The organism is Streptomyces sp. NPDC004539, from assembly GCF_040610055.1.
Classification (GTDB): domain Bacteria; phylum Actinomycetota; class Actinomycetes; order Streptomycetales; family Streptomycetaceae; genus Streptomyces.
Genome location: NZ_JBEXLS010000023.1, coordinates 79,674 through 95,834, shown reverse-complemented (window position 1 = coordinate 95,834; position 16,161 = coordinate 79,674). Strand labels below are relative to the sequence as shown.

Genomic DNA, 16,161 nt, shown 5'->3' with positions numbered 1-16,161 from the left:
AGCGGTGACGCGGGAGCGGCTACGAGTCGAAGCCGAGGCCGAGCCGGTCCAGTACCCGCAGCCACAGGTTGCGGCGGCCGTGTCGGTCCTCCGCCGCCATCGAGCGGCGGGTGATCTGGATGCCGATCCAGGCGACCGGTTCCGGCGGGAAAGGAAGCGGCTTGCGCCGGACCATGGCCGTCCGCGTCCTTTCGGTCTCCTCGCCGTCGAGGAGATCCAGCATCACGTCCGCCGCGAACCGTGAGGCGGCCACTCCGAGCCCCGTGAAGCCGAGCGCGTAGGCCACCCTGTTCTTCCTCGCCGTGCCGAAGAACGCGCAGAAGCGGGTGCAGGTGTCGACGACTCCGCCCCATCGATGGGTGAAACGCACGTCCTGGAGCTGCGGGAAGGTCTCGTAGAACTGCCGGGCCAGCAGGTGGTGCGTCGCCCGGCGGTCCTCCAGGTCCGGGTGTGTCCGGCGGCCGTAGTGGTAGATCGCGTCGTAGCCGCCCCACAGAATCCGGTTGTCCGGGGTGAGCCGGTAGTAGTGGAACTGGTTGCCCGAGTCGGACACCCCCTGCCGTCCCGACCAGCCGACGGCCTTCAGCTGAGCGGGGGTGAGCGGCTCGGTCGCCAGGACGTAGTCGTAGACCGGCACGGTGGACAGTCTCAGACGACGCAGCAGCGGCCGGAACGCGTTCGTCGCCAGCACCACCTTGTCGTCCACGACCTGGCCTTTCGACGTCTCCACCCGCAGCGTCGAGCCCCGTTCCCCGATCCCGGTCACCGGAGTGTTCTCCGCGATGCGCACGCCGAGCCCTTCGGCCGCCTCGGCGAGCCCCCGGACCAGCCGGGCGGGGTCGATGAGGACACAGTCCCCCGTGGTGACGCGCCCTGCCAGGTAGGTCGGGGAATCCACCAGCGCGCGTACGTCGTTCCGGTCGAGGAAACCCGGGGTCCCGGGCTCCAGTCCCTCCACTTGGTGGGGCCGCGTGGCCACCCTCAGCATGCCCGTGCTCTCAAGACGGCAGTCGATGCCGTACCGCTCGACCGTCTCGATCAGCTCCGCCAGGTTCTTGCGCCCCAGCCGCTCCAGCTCCGCGAACTCGTCCGGCCAGCGGGCCATGCCGTTGTGCTCGCCGTGCGTGAGGCTCGCCTCGCAGAACCCCCCGTTGCGGCCGCTCGCCGCGTCACCGATCCGGCCGCCCTCCAGCAGGAGGACGTCCCGATCCGGCTGCCGCTCCTTGGCCCGCAAGGCGGTCCACAGGCCGGTGAAGCCACCACCCACCACGACCAGAGAGGCCCGGTGCCCGCCGGACAGGGAACTCCTCGGTGCGAGCCCGTCTCCGGTGTCGAGCCACAGCGGCACGGGGCGTGCCGCGTCGAGGATCGCGTCGATGTGCTGATCATCCATGGTTGTTGCCTCCTGGCCCTCGGACAGGCGCGACGGCACCCGGCGGCGCAGGCCGGACGAGCGCAGAAAAACGATCGATATACATCACATGCAACTTAAAAAGCGCCCACGTCGCCCCGGGAATCGGCCTGCCGAGGCCGGCCCGGTGAGAGCCGGATCTGCGGGTCAGGCTCGGATTCGGTCGCTGGGCATCGCGGCCAGGTGGTCGATGATGTCGGCGAACGCCCGGGCGACAGGGGCGAGGTCCGGCTTGTACACCTTGTCGAGGGTGTCGGCCCTGTCGTAGAGGTACAGGGGGCCGCTGATGAGGTTGATGACCGGGACGCCTGCCTGGTAGACGAGGTCGGCGTCGGTGGGGAGTTCGCCGACGAGGGGGAACAGTTTGTCGGCGGGCAGGCGGATGGTGCGTTCCAGGCCGTGGGTGGTGACGGCGTTCTCGATCACGGTCTTGAGGGGCGGGCTGACGTTCTCGAAGATGCCGCGGTATTCGGGGCGGTCGTGGATCTGGAGCCGGCCGTCCGGGCCGATCTCGGCCTGTTTGGCGATGTGTTCCAGAGTGACGTTGGCGACGATCCGGCGCGGGCCGACCGGATGGGTGATGAAGGTGTCGACGAACTTCTCGTGGGCCTGGTAGCCGGTCCAGTGGCTGTCCATCAGGACGAACATCAGGGTCTTGGGCCGCTCGGCCTGCGGAACCTGGCTGAAGTAGGAGGCCAGAGCGAGGACTTCGGCGGTTCCGGAGGCGTCCTCGACCCCGCCGGCCCAGGCCGAGTCGTGGTGGGACTGGATCATGACGGTGTCGGTACCGCGTCCGGGCAGGTAGCCGATGACGGTCCGCGCGGGGGTCGGGACCCGCTCTCCTTCGAGGCGCAGAGTCGCCGTCGTGGCGCCGGACGCCAGCAGGTCGCGGAGCCGGGCTCCCGTCGTCCTGGTCACCCACAGCCCGGGGACAGTGACGCCCTCCGTGTACTCGGGGCGGATGTCGTGGGAGTCGAAGTAGTCGGCCAGAACGCCGACGAACCCGGCGGCACCCGCGGCCATCGCCCGTTCGAGAACGGCGGCGTAGGTGCTGAGATACGGGTTGGCGGTCTCCATGTCGGCCGGGTCCACGCCGCCGTGGGGATCGTAGAAGAACTCGCCGACGGCCAGCAGCGCGCTGCGGGGCAGTACGAACCGCAGATCGAACAGCACGATCCCGCCCTTGGCGTCCACTCGGGCGAAGTCCTCCTCCTCGCCGTCACCGACATCGACGATCGGTGCCGTGAGGCCGTCGGGACCGGTCGAGAACGGGCCGTTGCCGCCCTCGGTCTCGAAGGAGAACACCACCGGTGAGTGCGGGATCGACGTCCCGCCGACCGTCAGTTCCGATCGGACGGCACTCCAGTGGAAGGACTCCGCCTCCTGCACCTGGACGTCGGTGAGCCCGAAGCCCCGGAAGGCGTCGAGCAGGTAGTCCGCGGACCTGCGATCGTCGACAGTCTGGGTACCGCGTCCCGAGAACGCCGTGAGGTCCTCGACCCACGAGAAGATCGTCTCGTTGTCGGGCATGATCGCGGAGCGCGATGTGCCGTCGGATGCGCTGCCCGAGTTCCGCATGGTCATGTGCGCTCTTCCTTTCGGTGGTCGCCTCCAGGTGGGCAGCGGTGGCCACCAGCACCCTCCGGCCAACATATATCAGTCGCTACACAACGAACAGGGTCTCGGTCGGGTATTCGACCCGGGGCTCGACCGGGCGAGATCACGGAGCGCTTGTTTCGGCTTCGATGTCTGCATAATGTGAAGCGATCGATGTACAACGGCATGCCGGGGTGCGCCGATCACCGCTTGCGCGTGACGGTTTCCCCTGCGCTCTTCCGCCGGCTCCCGGGCGGATCGATTCCCGGCGCTCCTCTTCCCCTGTGACCGGTGCTCGCGAGAAAAGAGCCCTGATGACAAATCAGTCTCCACCCCCGGTGAGGGCGGTCGGCATCGGCGTGGGTGCCGCGCTGGTGACGGGCGTCTCTCTGGGCAACCTCGGAGCCAACGTGATGCCCGTGGTGCTGCCGGGCGTGGCCGACCGGTTCCAGCTGTCGAACACTGCCGTGGGCCTCATCGCCACCATGCAGTTGCTCGCGACAGCGTTGGCGACGCTCACTTTCGCTTCGCGAGCGGCCCGCCCCGGGCGGGTGCGCGTCGCCAGACTCGGGATCACCACCACCGCGGTGGGATTCGCCCTGGCGTTCTCCGCATCCGACCTCGCCGTTCTGTCCCTGGGCAACATCCTCGCCGGCGCCGGTCTCGGCGTGGCCTACGCCGCCGGAACAGCAGCGATCGCCGTGACGGGCGACAGCGACCGCTCCTCGGCCGTCGCCGTGGTGGGCGGCACCATCGTGCTCGCGGCACTGGTCATCGCCCTGCCCGAAGCCAACGCCGCCTGGGGTGATCAAGCGGGCTTCGCGGTCATGGCCGTCTGCTGCGTCCCGGCGTTCTGGCTGGTTCGTTTCCTGCCGGACGCGGCCGAGCAGGGCGCGGAGCCGACGTCGAGGGCGCCGGTCTCCGTGATGTTCCTGCTGGCGGTGGCGCTGCTGGGGGCGAGCGACCAAGGTGCCTGGTCATACAGCGCGATCCTCGGGGAGAGAGAGGCCGGCATGTCGGCCGACAGCGTCTCGGTCGTGCTGTCGATCGCGTCCGTCGTGTCCCTGGCAGGCGTGGGGATAGGCGCCTTCACCGTCCGCAGGGCGGGACGGCTGTCCTCCGTCGCCGTATTGATCGGTGTGGAGGCCCTCGCCAAGCTGGTGATCGCCGCCGTCCCGTGGTGGCCGAGCTATGTCGCCGCCGCGATGATCTGGCAGATCTGCTTCGTGGGCCTGCTCGTCCAGCTCCTCGCCGTCGCGGCTTCCGCGGACAGCAGCGGCCGTTGGGTGGCGGCCTCGGGCGGCGCGCTGGCGATCGGCACCGGGCTGGGCCCGGCACCTTCCGGCTGGTTCCTCGACGTACTCGGAGCCGAGGCGTTCGGCCTCGTGCTGGCCGTGACCACCGCCGTGGCAGCCGTTCCGGTGCTGCGGACCATCCGTCAACTGGAACTCGGTTGCGATCGGCCCTTGAAGGTCGGGGTCCGACAATGAGCGCTGCCGGGACGGCATCGCTATCCGACCCATCCCCGTGAAGGCGGCTTCGAGCAGTGCCTTCCGGACCTGCTGCCCACGTCGCGAGCCCGGTGCACCACCGAGCAGCCTGCCGGACGGCGTGCCGGAGGCCGTCGGTGATCCGGGAGACCGGCCTTCCCACCATGTGTGCCGAGCACTCCGTGAGGATCGCGCGCTCCGGCACTTGCTCCATCGCCGCCTTGGCACGGTCGGCTTCGTGTCCCGACTGCGACGGTGCGTCGACTTGCTCCCGACGCGTGAATCCGGCCCGCTCGCCAGACCTCGAAGGTCCGCGAGAACCGGCCCCCGCCCCACCAGGCCGGACCCCTGCGAACCGCCTGGCTGAAGTGGCCGGAGCGCGGGAGTCATCAGGCGGACAGGCGTTCGAGCACCTCGGACGCCGTCTGCCGGCCGCTCTCGTAGGACAGGTCGATCTGAGGGGTCACGACGCCGGCCCAGAACAGCTTGTCCTGGACGGGCTTGTAGATCTCGTCCTCGTCGGGGACGTCGAGCGGGTAGGCGCCCCGGGAGAACGGGTCCTTGACCCAGTCGTGCTCGATGACCCTGCGGTACGTCAGCCCCGGCTGGTCCGCCGCGATCCGTACCGCCTTCAGGACCTGCGCGTGACGGGCCTCGGCGGGCATGGCCAGCAGCTCACGTGCCGGGTCCCCTTCCGACCACCCCGCGACGATCTGCCCGGCGAACCCGGGGACGTCCGCCGAGGCGTTCCAGAGAGTGGCCGGGTTGGCGGGAACCCGTTCGACGTAGTCCGCGTCCATCGGCAGGACCGGGGCCGCGAACTCCATCAGGACCTTGCACGCGGGGTGGTACTCGGCGGTGCGCATCGCCTCGGTCTTCGCGGCGGGAAGCTCGGGCGAGAACTCCACGTCACCGCCGCGCAGCACCCCCAGCGGCAGAGTGATCACCGCTGTCCGCGCCTCGAAGGCCACGGCCTTGCCGTCCTTCTCCGCACGCACCGTCACCCCGTCCCCGCCGTACTCGACCTTCCGGACCACCGTGTTCAACTGGATCGACAGGCCCTTGGACAGGGGCCGCAGGATCTGGTCGTACCCGCCGATCACACGGAAATCACCCTCGGGTTCCGGAGTGATCCGCCGCCAGGGGGCGCTCGCGCCGCGGTACTCCACCGCGATCTTCATCTCGTGGGTGGCGACCTTCTCGCCCCGGATGAGCGGCCACGTACTGACATCGGGACCGTGCACGAGTTCCGCACCCCGCTCCACAGGGATACTCGCCGCCTTCCGGTCCGTCCACATACGCCCGCCGATCCGGTCCCGCGCCTCGACCACGACGACCCTCTTCCCGCGGTCGGTCAACTCTCGGGCGGCGGTCAGGCCGGACACTCCAGCCCCGATGACGACGACGTCGAACCCGTCCGTTCCTCCGGCTGTCTGCCCGGAGCCCTTGCCGCACGACGTGATCGTCAGCGGGACGGCGACAGCAGCACCGCCGATGAAGATCTGTCGCCTCGTCAGCCCACGAGCATTCCTCTGCACGACTTCTCCGTTCCTGGTGACCACACGATCTTCGACCAGCCTGGAACACGGAACGGCCGTCCGCACCCCGCCAGGTAGCCGGATCTACTCCCCCGGTCGGCGGGGTACTTCGAGATCGGCGCACCATCCAGGCCGGCGGCATGGCAGAACCTGCGGGCAGCCACCGGCGGTCCTTCTTCGATCCGCTGCTCCGGCATCTGGCATCCCCTCGCTCCTGGGCCATTGGTCGCTTTCAAGCCACAGCGGACCAAGCTCCTGACATGAACACGACTCCATGCGAGGCTTCCGCACAGCCGCCGCACAGCCGCACCACAGTCTCGGCCGGCATCTCCACGCCGTCCGGAACCCCCCACTTCTCAAGGAGCTTGTGTGATCTCCCGCTACGCGCGTCACAAGCGCACCACCCTGGTCATCGCCACCGCTGTCGCCGCCGGGGCCCTGGTCACCACCGGGCTGACCTCGGGCGCGGTCGCCGCGCCGACCCCCTCGGACCTGACCGCGAAGCCCGCGGCGGCCCCCCTGGCGCTGACCGTCTCCGCCCGCACCACCCTCATCCAGGGCAAGCAGGCCGAGGCCGGCACCACCGCGCAGGAGATAGGTCTCGACACCCAGGAGAAACTGGTCGTCCGCGACGTCGTCAAGGACATCGACGGCACGCTGCACACCCGCTACGAGCGCACCTACGCGGGCCTGCCGGTGCTCGGCGGCGACCTGGTCGTCCACGAGTCGGCCGCAGGCGTCACCAAGGGCGTCACCAAGGCGACGAACACCACCATCAAGGTGGCCTCGCTCGCTCCCGCCGTGGCCCCGGCCACGGCCGAGAAGCAGGCCGTGACCCTCGCGAAGGCGGCCGGCTCCGAGCAGACCACCGCCTCCGAGGCGCCCCGCAAGGTGATCTGGGCGGGCAACGGCAGCAAGCCCACCCTCGCCTACGAGACGGTCGTCGGCGGCCTCCAGGACGACGGCACCCCGAGCCGACTGCACGTCATCACCGACGCGGCCACCGGCCGGCAGCTCTACCAGTACCAGGGCATCGAGACCGGCACCGGCAGGACCCTCTACTCGGGCACCGTCACGCTGAACACGACCCTGTCGGGCTCGACGTACCAACTGACCGACGGCACCCGCGGCGGCCACAAGACGTACAACAAGGCCCGCAGCAGCAGTTCCTCCCAAGGCACCCTGTTCACCGACGCCGACGACGTGTGGGGCACCGGCACCGCATCGAGTTCCAGCTCCGACCAGACCGCCGCGGCCGACGCCGCCTACGGCGCCCAGGCCACCTGGGACTTCTACAAGAGCGCCTTCGGCCGCAGCGGGATCAGGAACGACGGAAAGGCCGCGTACTCGCGAGTCCACTTCGGCAACGCCTACGTCAACGCGTTCTGGGACGACGACTGCTTCTGCATGACCTACGGCGACGGCTCCGGCAACACCCGCCCGCTCACCTCGCTCGATGTGGCCGGGCACGAGATGAGCCACGGCCTGACCTCGGCCACCGCGAACCTCGACTACAGCGACGAAGCCGGCGGCCTCAACGAGGCGACCTCCGATATCTTCGGCACCGGCGTCGAGTTCTTCACCAACAACGCCTCCGACAAGGGTGACTACCTCATCGGCGAGAAGATCAACATCAACGGAAACGGCACCCCGCTGCGCTACATGGACAAGCCCAGCAAGGACGGCCAGTCCCGTGACTACTGGTCCTCCTCGGTGGCCGGCCTCGACCCGCACTACTCCTCCGGACCCGCCAACCACTTCTTCTACCTGCTGTCCGAAGGCAGCGGCACGAAGACCATCAACGGCGTGACCTACAACTCCCCCACGTCCAACGGCTCCACCGTCACCGGCATCGGCCGCGACAAGGCGCTCCAGATCTGGTACAAGGCGCTCACCACCTACTTCACCTCCACCACGACCTACAAGGGCGCCCGGACCGGCACCCTCTCGGCGGCGACCGACCTCTACGGCGCCAACAGCGCCGAGCGGCAGGCCGTGGCTACCGCCTGGTCCGCGATCAACGTCAACTGATCGGCACCTGAGCGACTCGAAGGGCGGTGCCAGGAGCGTCGACGTCCCTGGCACCGCCTCGGGTGCCGGCAGGTCAGTAGGTCGCCCGTCCTCCGCTGATGTCGTAGACAGCGCCGGTGGAGAAGCTGACTCGGTCCGAGGCGAGGAACGCCACCAACTCGGCCACTTCCTGTGGGCGTCCGATGCGCCGCATGGGGATGAGTCCGGTGATCTGCTCCAGCACGTCGGGCGCCGTGCTGTCGTTCATGGGAGTGGCGATGACCGCGGGAGTGATGACATTGACCAGGACCCCGGTGGTGGCCAGTTCCTTGCCCGCCGACTTGGTGAGGGCGATCACCGCGGCCTTGGAGGCGGAGTAGGCGGACAGGCCGGGGTTGCCGTCCTTCCCGGCCATGCTGGCGAAGTTGACGACGCGTCCCCAGCCCCGGTCACACATCCCCGGGACGAAGGTGCGCATGGTGTTCACGGTCCCGAGGACGTTGACGTCGAGGACGTGGCGCCACTCTTCGGTGGTGGTCTCGGTGAGCGGCTTGCCCGGTCCGACGACACCCGCCGAGTTGACCAGGACATCCACCGGCCCGACCTCGTCCTTGACGTGACGCAGTCTCTGTTCGTCCGTCACGTCCGCACTGATGTCGGCGCCCTCGATGTCCAGGGTGACCACTCTCATGCCCTCGGCCCTGAGCCGATCAGCGGTGGCTGCCCCGAGTCCGCGGGCGCCTCCGGTCACGAGGGCGGACCTGATGATCGTCATGGTTCTCCATCGCCGTACGAAGGGGTGGCCGGTGGCCCGCGTCACGCCGAGTTCGCGGGTGCGGTTCACCGAGACGTGCGCTGTCGCGCGTACTCCCCGCGGGGAGCGGGCCTCGGCAGCCGCCGCGGAGGCCGTTAGCTCCGGCCGGGTCGAGGCCGAGCTCGCGGCCGTACCGGGCCGGACCGGTGTTCACCGCCCGCACGGTGGCACCGGGCTGGACGCGCACGCGGGCGGGCGGGCAGCGTGGCGTCGGAGGTGGGGAGACGGTCAGTGCGACTCACGGCTCACCTCGGAGCCGGTGGTGCCGATCAGGAAGTCGAGGTCGGCTCCGGTGTCGGCTTGCAGCACGTGGTCGACGTAGAGCCGTTCCCAGCCGCGTCGGGGGCTGGCGAACGCCGAGGTGGTGGCTTTGTCCGGGGTCCGGCGGGCGAGTTCCTCGGCGGGGACGTCGATGTCGATGCGCCGGGCGGCGACGTCGAGTTCGATGATGTCGCCGGTGCGGACGAGGGCGAGGGGGCCGCCGGCGGCGGCTTCGGGGGCGACGTGCAGGACGACGGTGCCGTACGCGGTTCCGCTCATCCGGCCGTCACAGACGCGGACCATGTCCCGGACGCCCTGCTCCAGCAGCTTCTTCGGCAGGGGCATGTTGGAGACCTCGGGCATGCCCGGATAGCCCTTGGGGCCGCAGCCGCGCAGGACGAGGACGGAGTCGGCGTCCACGTCGAGATCCGGGTCGTCGATACGGGCGTGGAAGTCCTCGACGGAGTCGAAGACCAGGGCCCGGCCCCGGTGGCGCAGGAGGTGCGGGGAGGCCGCGGCCGGTTTCAGCAGGGCGCCGTCCGGGGCGAGGTTGCCGCGCAGGACGGCGATCCCGCCCTCGGCGACGAGGGGTTCGGCCCGGGTGCGGATCACCTCGGGGTCCCAGACCGCGGCGTCGTCGAGATACGACACCAGCGGCTCACCGGTGACGGTCAGCGCGTCCGGGTCCAGGAGGTCGCGCACCTCGCGCAGTACCGCGAGCAGTCCCCCGGCCCGGTAGAGGTCCTCCATCAAGTACCGCCCGGCGGGCTGGAGATCGACCAGCACCGGCACCCGCGACCCGATCCGGTCGAAGTCGTCGAGCGTCAACTCGATCCCCAACCGCCCGGCGATGGCGAGGAGATGGACGACGGCGTTGGTGGACCCGCCGATCGCGGCGAGGGCGACGATCGCGTTGTGGAAGCTCCCCTTCGTCAGGAACGTCCCCGGACGCCGGTCCGCCGCGACCATCCCGACCGCCAACTTCCCTGTCCCGTGGGCGGCTTGGAGGAGCCGACTGTCCGGGGCCGGTGTCCCCGCGACCCCGGGCAGGACGGTGCCGAGCGCCTCGGCGACCAATGCCATCGTCGAGGCCGTACCCATCGTGTTGCAGTGGCCCTTGCTGCGGATCATCGCCGACTCCGAGCGGGTGAAGTCGGCTTGGGAGAGGGTGCCGGCGCGGACCTCCTCCGAGAGTTTCCACACGCCGGTCCCGCAGCCCAGCAGGGCGCCCTGGAAAGTGCCGTTGAGCATGGGGCCGCCGGGGACGACGACGGCGGGCAGGTCGACAGAGGCCGCCGCCATGAGCAGGGAGGGGATCGTCTTGTCGCAGCCGCCCAGCAGGACGACGCCGTCGATGGGGTTGGCGCGCAGCATCTCCTCCGTCGCCATCGCGGCCATGTTGCGCCACAGCATCGCCGTGGGCCGCACGTTGGTCTCGCCGAGCGACACGACGGGCAGGTCCAGCGGGATGCCGCCCGCCTCGTAGACGCCGTTGCGGACGGAGGCGGCGACCTCGTCGAGGTGGGCGTTGCAGGGGGTGAGGTCGGAGGCGGTATTGGCGATCGCGATCTGGGGGCGGCCGGTGAACGCGTCGTCCGGGACTCCCCGGCGCATCCACGCCCGGTGGATGTAGGAGTTGCGGTCCTGTCCCTCGTACCACTGAGCGCTGCGAAGCGTCACCATGGGGTGCCTTCCAATAATCGACACGCAGGTCTAATCTTTGGAACGTCATGGAGCATACGCAGACGGACGACGTGCCGACAGACCCCGGAGCCGATCGGCTCGTGGGGTCGGACCGGGTGCTCGCCGTTCTCAGGGAACTCGCCCGCCACCCCGAGGGGGCCGGGCTCGAAGAGCTGACGCGCGCGATCGGCAGCCCGAAGCCCACCGTGCACCGGGCGCTGGGCGCGCTGCGCCGGGCGGGCCTGGCCGACCAGGACGCGAGCAGCCGGTACGTCCTGGGGGACGAGTTCCTGCGCATGGCGTTCGCCCATCACGAGGCCCGCCCCGACCACGTCCGCGTCCGCCCGGTCCTCGAAGCGCTCGCCCACCGCTTCGGCGAGACCGCGCACTACGCCGTCCTCGACGGGCGCGAGGTCGTCTACCGTGCGAAGGTCGACCCGCCGTCCGGCGCCGTCCGCCTCACCTCGACGATCGGCGGACGCAACCCCGCCCACACCACGGCCGTCGGAAAGCTGCTGCTGGCAAGGGAGTTGACCACTCTCGCGGACGTCGAGGCGTGGATCGGCGACCGCACGCTGGAGCGCCGCACCCCCAGGACCCGCTGTACGGCGGAAGAGCTGCACGCCGAGCTGACCGTGACCCGGCAGCGCGGCTACGGCATCGACGACCAGGAGAACGAGACCGGCATCCACTGCCTCGCCCTCCCCGTGTACCTGACCTCGCCGTCCACCCCCTCGGGCGCGGTCAGCGTCAGCGCGCTCGCCTACCGCTCGCCGCTGGCGGCGATGGTCGACGCCCTCGACGACATCCGTGCCCTGCTGCCGAGTTGACCTCTCAGGAGACGAACCCCCATGTACCTCATGCGCATCGGCGCCCCCGGCGCGGAGAAGCCCGTCGCCCGTATCGACGACGACACGTACGTCGAACTCTCCGACGTCGTCACCGACTTCGGCGAGGGTTTCTTCGGCGGCGGCGGAATCGACCGTATCCGCCCCGTGGTCGCCGAGCGCGTGGCGGCCGGACAGGTCTCCCGGTTCGCCGGGGAGCGGATCGGCGCCCCCATCGCCCGCCCGCACCAGATCCTCTGCATCGGCCTCAACTACCGTGACCACGCGGCCGAGTCGGGCATGGCCGTCCCCGACGAGCCGATCCTCTTCACCAAGTCCCCCAACACCCTGATCGGCCCGAACGACGACGTCCGCATCCCGCGCGGCTCCACCAAGACCGACTGGGAGGTGGAACTGGGCATCGTCATCGGCAAGCGCACCAGCTACCTGGACTCGGTGGACGACGCGCGCGACGCGATCGCCGGGTACGTCGTCGTCAACGACGTCAGCGAGCGCGCCTTCCAGCTGGAGCGGGGCGGGCAGTGGGCCAAGGGCAAGTCCGCCGAGACCTTCAACCCGGCCGGCCCCTGGCTCGCCACCACCGACGAGATCGACGACGTCCTCGCCCTCGACATGTGGCTCGACGTCAGCGGGCAACGCCGGCAGACCGGCAACACCAAGACGATGATCTTCGACCCCTACTTCATCGTCCACTACCTCAGCCAATTCCTCACCCTCGAACCCGGCGACCTCATCAACACCGGCACCCCGCCCGGCGTCGGCATGGGCCTCAGCCCTCAGGTGTGGCTACAGCCCGGCGACACCATGGAACTCGGCATCACCGGCCTCGGTACGCAGCGCCAGCACGTCATCGCGCCCCGCTGATGCGCGCGTTCGTCCTCACCGCCCCGGGCGCCCACGAGGTCGTCGACCTCCCCGCGCCCGAGGCGGCACCCGGCGAGGTCGTCGTGGACGTCGAACGCGCCGGGGTCTGCGGCACCGACGTCGAGTTCTACACCGGCCACATGGCCTACCTCCACCAGGGTCACGCCGCCTACCCGCTGCGCCCCGGCCACGAGTGGTGCGGACGCGTCTCGCGGGTCGGCCCCGGCGTCGACCGCGCCTGGCTCGGCCGCCGCGTCATGGGCGACACGATGCTCGGCTGCGGCGACTGCCGCCGCTGCCGACGCGGCCGTCAGCACGTGTGCGACCGGCGCCAGGAAGTCGGCGTCCGGGGCGGGCGCGCGGGCGCCCTCGCGGAACAACTCGCGGTGCCCGCGGGCTCGTTGCACGCCCTGCCGGAAGAAGTGGACGCCGAGCTGGGCGCGTTGGTCGAGCCCGGCGGCAACGCGCTGCGCGCCGCCCGCGCCACCGGGGCCGGGCCCGAGGACCGGGTCCTGGTCCTCGGTCCGGGGACGATCGGCCTGCTCACCGCCCTGTTCCTGCGGGCCCAGGGCGCCGAGGTCCACCTCCTGGGCCTCACCCCCGCCTCCCTCGCCTTCGCCCGCACCCTCGGCTTCACCCACGTCTGGCAGTCCGTCCCGGACCTGCCCTACGACGCCGTCGTGGACGCCTCGACCGCCGTCGAACTCCCCGCGCACGCACTGGAGTCGGTGGAGCCGTCCGGGAGGCTCGTCTACATCGGGCTGGCCCGCGAACCCAGCCTGATCGACACCCGGACGCTCGTCCTCAAGGACGTCACGGTGACCGGGATTCTGTCCGCGTCACCGGGACTCGACGCGGCGATCCGGGCGTACGCGGAGGGAGTCGTGGACCCACGGCCGCTGGTCGCGGCGACCGTGGGGCTGGACGGTGTGGGGGCCGTCCTCGCGGGCGGGCGCCCCGCCGGGAGCGGCCCCGGCCCCAAGATCCTTGTCGACCCCCGCCCCGACGGAACGAGGACAGCCCCATGAACGACTTCGACGGCGTCGGCGCGCTCGTCACCGGCGGCGCCGGAGGCATCGGCGCCGCCACGGCCGCCCTCCTGCGGGCCCGGGGTGCCCAAGTGGCCGTCCTCGACCTCAACACCGACGGAGCACCGGACGGCGTGCACGCCGTGCGGTGCGACATCACCGACCCGACGGAGGTCGACCGGGCCGTCGGCGTCGCCGTCGGTCTGCTGGGTTCCCTGGACGTCCTGGTGAACAACGCGGGGATCGGGGCGGTCGGCGACATCGCGGGGAACGGGGACGCCGAGTGGGCCCTGTACAGCGCCAGCAAGGGGGCCGTGCACGCGCTCAGCGGTCCGCCGGGGACTGCGCCGTTGTCGAGTGTGGCTGCAAGCTGATGGCGAGAGACGCAGTCGGGGGTCTGGGCATTGGCACCGGCGGAAGTGTCGCGATCATGTGCCAGAAGGTCCTGGTGTAGGCAGGCAGAATCACTCCTCACACCGACTGAGGCCACACCGCGCATCCAGGCCCGGGCTGCGCCGGCAGCATGGTCGCCGCACGTGACCCAGCCGACAGGCGGTGACCTACATCCCGGTCTTTCAAGAGAGGCTGCTCGCCGCCAGATCGATGAGGGACAGTGGGGTCGTAGACCTGCAAGGGTCGGCTGTTTATAAACGGTTTGGGGGCTCCACTGCCCGGTCCAAGAGTGGCTCCACACCGTACGAAGTTGATCTGGCTCCACCGTGCAAGTGTGACCCATCAACTCCGAGTGAGACGCTGTCGCTGTGGTGGAACGGAAGACATTTCAGACGCATCCACGGCAGGCTGCCACCGGCATCCTGGGGCGCGTCCCCGAGCAGCTGAAGCGTGAGATATACGTCCTAGCCTTCAGCATCTAGCGCATCGATGCCGACAATCGCCGCCCGTGCGTGGACATCGGCTACAACACGGAGAGTCAGTACGAGGAGGAGGCCAGGAACCTCGGCATCTGGTACGACGGCGAACTCGATCTCGGTCGGATGCTGGAGGACGATGAGTTTCGCGCCAAGTCCCGCCTTCTCGAACTCCACTTCCACGACGCCGTTGTCGACCTCTCCCCTCACCTCCATGCGAGCGGCACCATCGAGAGGATATTCGGCCGCCCAATTCCCGTGGTCGTGTTCGACATGGACTGCCCAGGCTGGGAGGAGGAGGCCACCCAAGCCGCCAACCCGGCCGAACTGATCGAGGACTTCCTGGCGTGAATCCCGGTATCCCGACACTCTCGCGACCGCGCTGTACGGTCGACTCCCACCGAGTCGCTCCCTTGAAGCTGCGTTTCGCGGGGCGGGGGAACCGATCCAGGCTCCCCCGCAGCCCTGGCGGGTACGACAGCACCTCCTTTCAGGTTGCGTAGGCGATCAGATGCCGTGCGCGGCGAAGGCGATGACCTGGGTCACCTGGCGTGCGGCGAAATTGTTGTCGGAGACCAGGACGACAGTGCGGCTGCCGTCCGGGAGGCGGGGGCCGAGGGTGACGCCCTCCACGTTGTCGACACGGGACAGCCCGGGGACGTCGGACAGGTCGGTCACGAGCGCCTTGCGGGCCGGCTTGAGCGACCGGGTCGATGCTCCAGTGAGGGAGTCCCGGCCCAGCACGTCGGTGGCGCCGTGTAGATCGACCAGGTAGATGCGGGCCTTCCAGTCGTTGTCGCTGTAGATCGAGGCGCGCTCCAGGACCAGGAAACGATCGCGGCCGAGGGCCGCGATGTCGCTGACGCCGTTGGTGTCGGTGCTGCCCGCCGGGGGCGTGGCGAACAGCGGTTCCAGTGGGTAGGCGTACTGGGCCAGCGGCAGCCCGGTGCGTGCGTCGTGGACGGTGATGCGGGTGAGGGCGCCGTGCTCGGGGGTGGGGTCCTCGCCATCCTGGTAAAGGGGGTCCTCCATGGCGGTGACGATCCGCCGGCCGTCCGGGGTGAAGGTGACCCCTTCCAGGGTCTGGTTCTGGCGCGGGCCGAACTGCTGCGCGTTCATGTGCAGTTGCGGGGGCAGCGGAAGCTGACCGGTGTAGGCGCCGGTTGTGGTGGCACGGCGGATCCAGGGATCCCCGAGGAGAGCCGGCGCACCGGAGGGGACGATGCGCTCCCCCTCGCTCGTCCAGACCAGGCTGCCGTCGTGCGGGTCGACGGCGATGCCCTCCGGATCGGGTGCCACGGTGGAGGTGGCGGTCGAGGTCGGCGGGAAGGTGGTGCCGTCCACGCGGAGCCACGGGTGGGTCCCAGTAAGTTCGACGTCCCCGAGGGCACCGTGGGCGAAACCGATGCGAGCGGTGTAGAAGCGGGCAGGGTCGGTCTGCGACCGGTCGTCGCTGATGAGGTAGTACGTGCCCGACGTCGAGTCGTAGCTGATCGCGGACAGACCACCGACGGTGGTGTCCTGGAAGGGCATCGCGTTCGGTAGTTCCCGCTCGCCGAGGAAGGCCAGCCTGACGCCGTTGTCGTGGGCCGCAGCCGGTGTGGCGACGAGGGCGGGCAGGGAGGCGAGGACGAGAGCGGTGGCGGTGGCCGTGATCCGTGCGCGGGTGGCGCGGATGGTCATGGGGTCTCCGTACGATGTCGAATGGTTCGCGGTGAGCACGGGGGGCCTTGGGGGGTCTGGGGAATC

The 16,161-nt window shown here is 69.9% G+C and carries 13 protein-coding genes; 7 read left to right on the top strand and 6 right to left on the bottom strand.

Annotated elements, in window-relative coordinates; all coding sequences use genetic code 11:
* Nucleotides 1-19 precede the first annotated feature (19 nt).
* Both ABZX85_RS36655 and ABZX85_RS36650 read right to left on the bottom strand, forming a co-directional pair.
* On the bottom strand, nt 20-1,393 hold the full coding sequence (locus ABZX85_RS36655; RefSeq protein WP_355878753.1) for an FAD-dependent oxidoreductase: 1,374 nt from the start codon (nt 1,391-1,393) through the stop codon (nt 20-22).
* 165 nt (nt 1,394-1,558) lie between these two features.
* On the bottom strand, nt 1,559-2,995 hold the full coding sequence (locus tag ABZX85_RS36650; RefSeq protein WP_355878751.1) for a M28 family peptidase: 1,437 nt from the start codon (nt 2,993-2,995) through the stop codon (nt 1,559-1,561).
* Between the two features lie 326 nt (nt 2,996-3,321).
* Between ABZX85_RS36650 and ABZX85_RS36645 the strand changes: the two genes are divergently transcribed.
* Nucleotides 3,322-4,497, top strand: coding sequence for an MFS transporter (locus ABZX85_RS36645; protein WP_355878748.1), 1,176 nt, complete (start codon nt 3,322-3,324; stop codon nt 4,495-4,497).
* Between the two features lie 389 nt (nt 4,498-4,886).
* On the opposite strand, the gene ABZX85_RS36640 is transcribed toward ABZX85_RS36645, so the two are convergent.
* Nucleotides 4,887-6,035, bottom strand: a complete 1,149-nt coding sequence (locus ABZX85_RS36640) for an FAD-dependent oxidoreductase (RefSeq protein WP_355878745.1) — start codon at nt 6,033-6,035, stop codon at nt 4,887-4,889.
* 369 nt (nt 6,036-6,404) lie between these two features.
* Between ABZX85_RS36640 and ABZX85_RS36635 the strand changes: the two genes are divergently transcribed.
* On the top strand, nt 6,405-8,066 hold the full coding sequence (locus tag ABZX85_RS36635) for a M4 family metallopeptidase (RefSeq protein ID WP_355878742.1): 1,662 nt from the start codon (nt 6,405-6,407) through the stop codon (nt 8,064-8,066).
* A gap of 73 nt (nt 8,067-8,139) precedes the next feature.
* Here the strand turns inward: ABZX85_RS36635 and ABZX85_RS36630 are convergent, their stop codons facing one another.
* Nucleotides 8,140-8,820 (bottom strand): SDR family NAD(P)-dependent oxidoreductase, encoded by a 681-nt coding sequence (locus ABZX85_RS36630; RefSeq protein WP_355878739.1) that lies wholly within the window; start codon nt 8,818-8,820, stop codon nt 8,140-8,142.
* Nucleotides 8,821-9,087: 267 nt separating this feature from the next.
* Nucleotides 9,088-10,803 carry an IlvD/Edd family dehydratase gene (locus ABZX85_RS36625; RefSeq protein ID WP_355878736.1) on the bottom strand — a complete coding sequence of 572 codons (1,716 nt, stop codon included), beginning with the start codon at nt 10,801-10,803 and terminating at the stop codon, nt 9,088-9,090.
* A gap of 47 nt (nt 10,804-10,850) precedes the next feature.
* On the opposite strand from ABZX85_RS36625, the gene ABZX85_RS36620 reads away from it, so the two are divergent.
* The 5 genes from ABZX85_RS36620 to ABZX85_RS36600 all read left to right on the top strand — a co-directional run bounded on the left by ABZX85_RS36620 (nt 10,851) and on the right by ABZX85_RS36600 (nt 14,763).
* Complete coding sequence (locus ABZX85_RS36620; protein ID WP_355878734.1) at nt 10,851-11,633, top strand: IclR family transcriptional regulator; 783 nt, start codon at nt 10,851-10,853, stop codon at nt 11,631-11,633.
* A gap of 21 nt (nt 11,634-11,654) precedes the next feature.
* Nucleotides 11,655-12,515 (top strand): fumarylacetoacetate hydrolase family protein, encoded by an 861-nt coding sequence (locus ABZX85_RS36615; RefSeq protein ID WP_355878731.1) that lies wholly within the window; start codon nt 11,655-11,657, stop codon nt 12,513-12,515.
* Nucleotides 12,515-13,543, top strand: a complete 1,029-nt coding sequence (locus ABZX85_RS36610; protein WP_355878728.1) for an alcohol dehydrogenase catalytic domain-containing protein — start codon at nt 12,515-12,517, stop codon at nt 13,541-13,543. Before ABZX85_RS36615 ends, ABZX85_RS36610 begins: the two co-directional genes overlap by 1 nt.
* Nucleotides 13,540-13,917: an SDR family NAD(P)-dependent oxidoreductase gene (locus tag ABZX85_RS36605; RefSeq protein WP_355878725.1), complete on the top strand. Its 378-nt coding sequence runs from the start codon at nt 13,540-13,542 to the stop codon at nt 13,915-13,917. Before ABZX85_RS36610 ends, ABZX85_RS36605 begins: the two co-directional genes overlap by 4 nt.
* Nucleotides 13,918-14,448: 531 nt before the next feature.
* Nucleotides 14,449-14,763, top strand: a complete 315-nt coding sequence (locus ABZX85_RS36600) for a hypothetical protein (protein WP_355878722.1) — start codon at nt 14,449-14,451, stop codon at nt 14,761-14,763.
* Between the two features lie 156 nt (nt 14,764-14,919).
* Here the strand turns inward: ABZX85_RS36600 and ABZX85_RS36595 are convergent, their stop codons facing one another.
* Entirely contained in the window at nt 14,920-16,095 is a 1,176-nt protein-coding gene (locus ABZX85_RS36595) for an esterase-like activity of phytase family protein (protein ID WP_355878719.1), read from the bottom strand.
* Nucleotides 16,096-16,161: the final 66 nt, after the last annotated feature.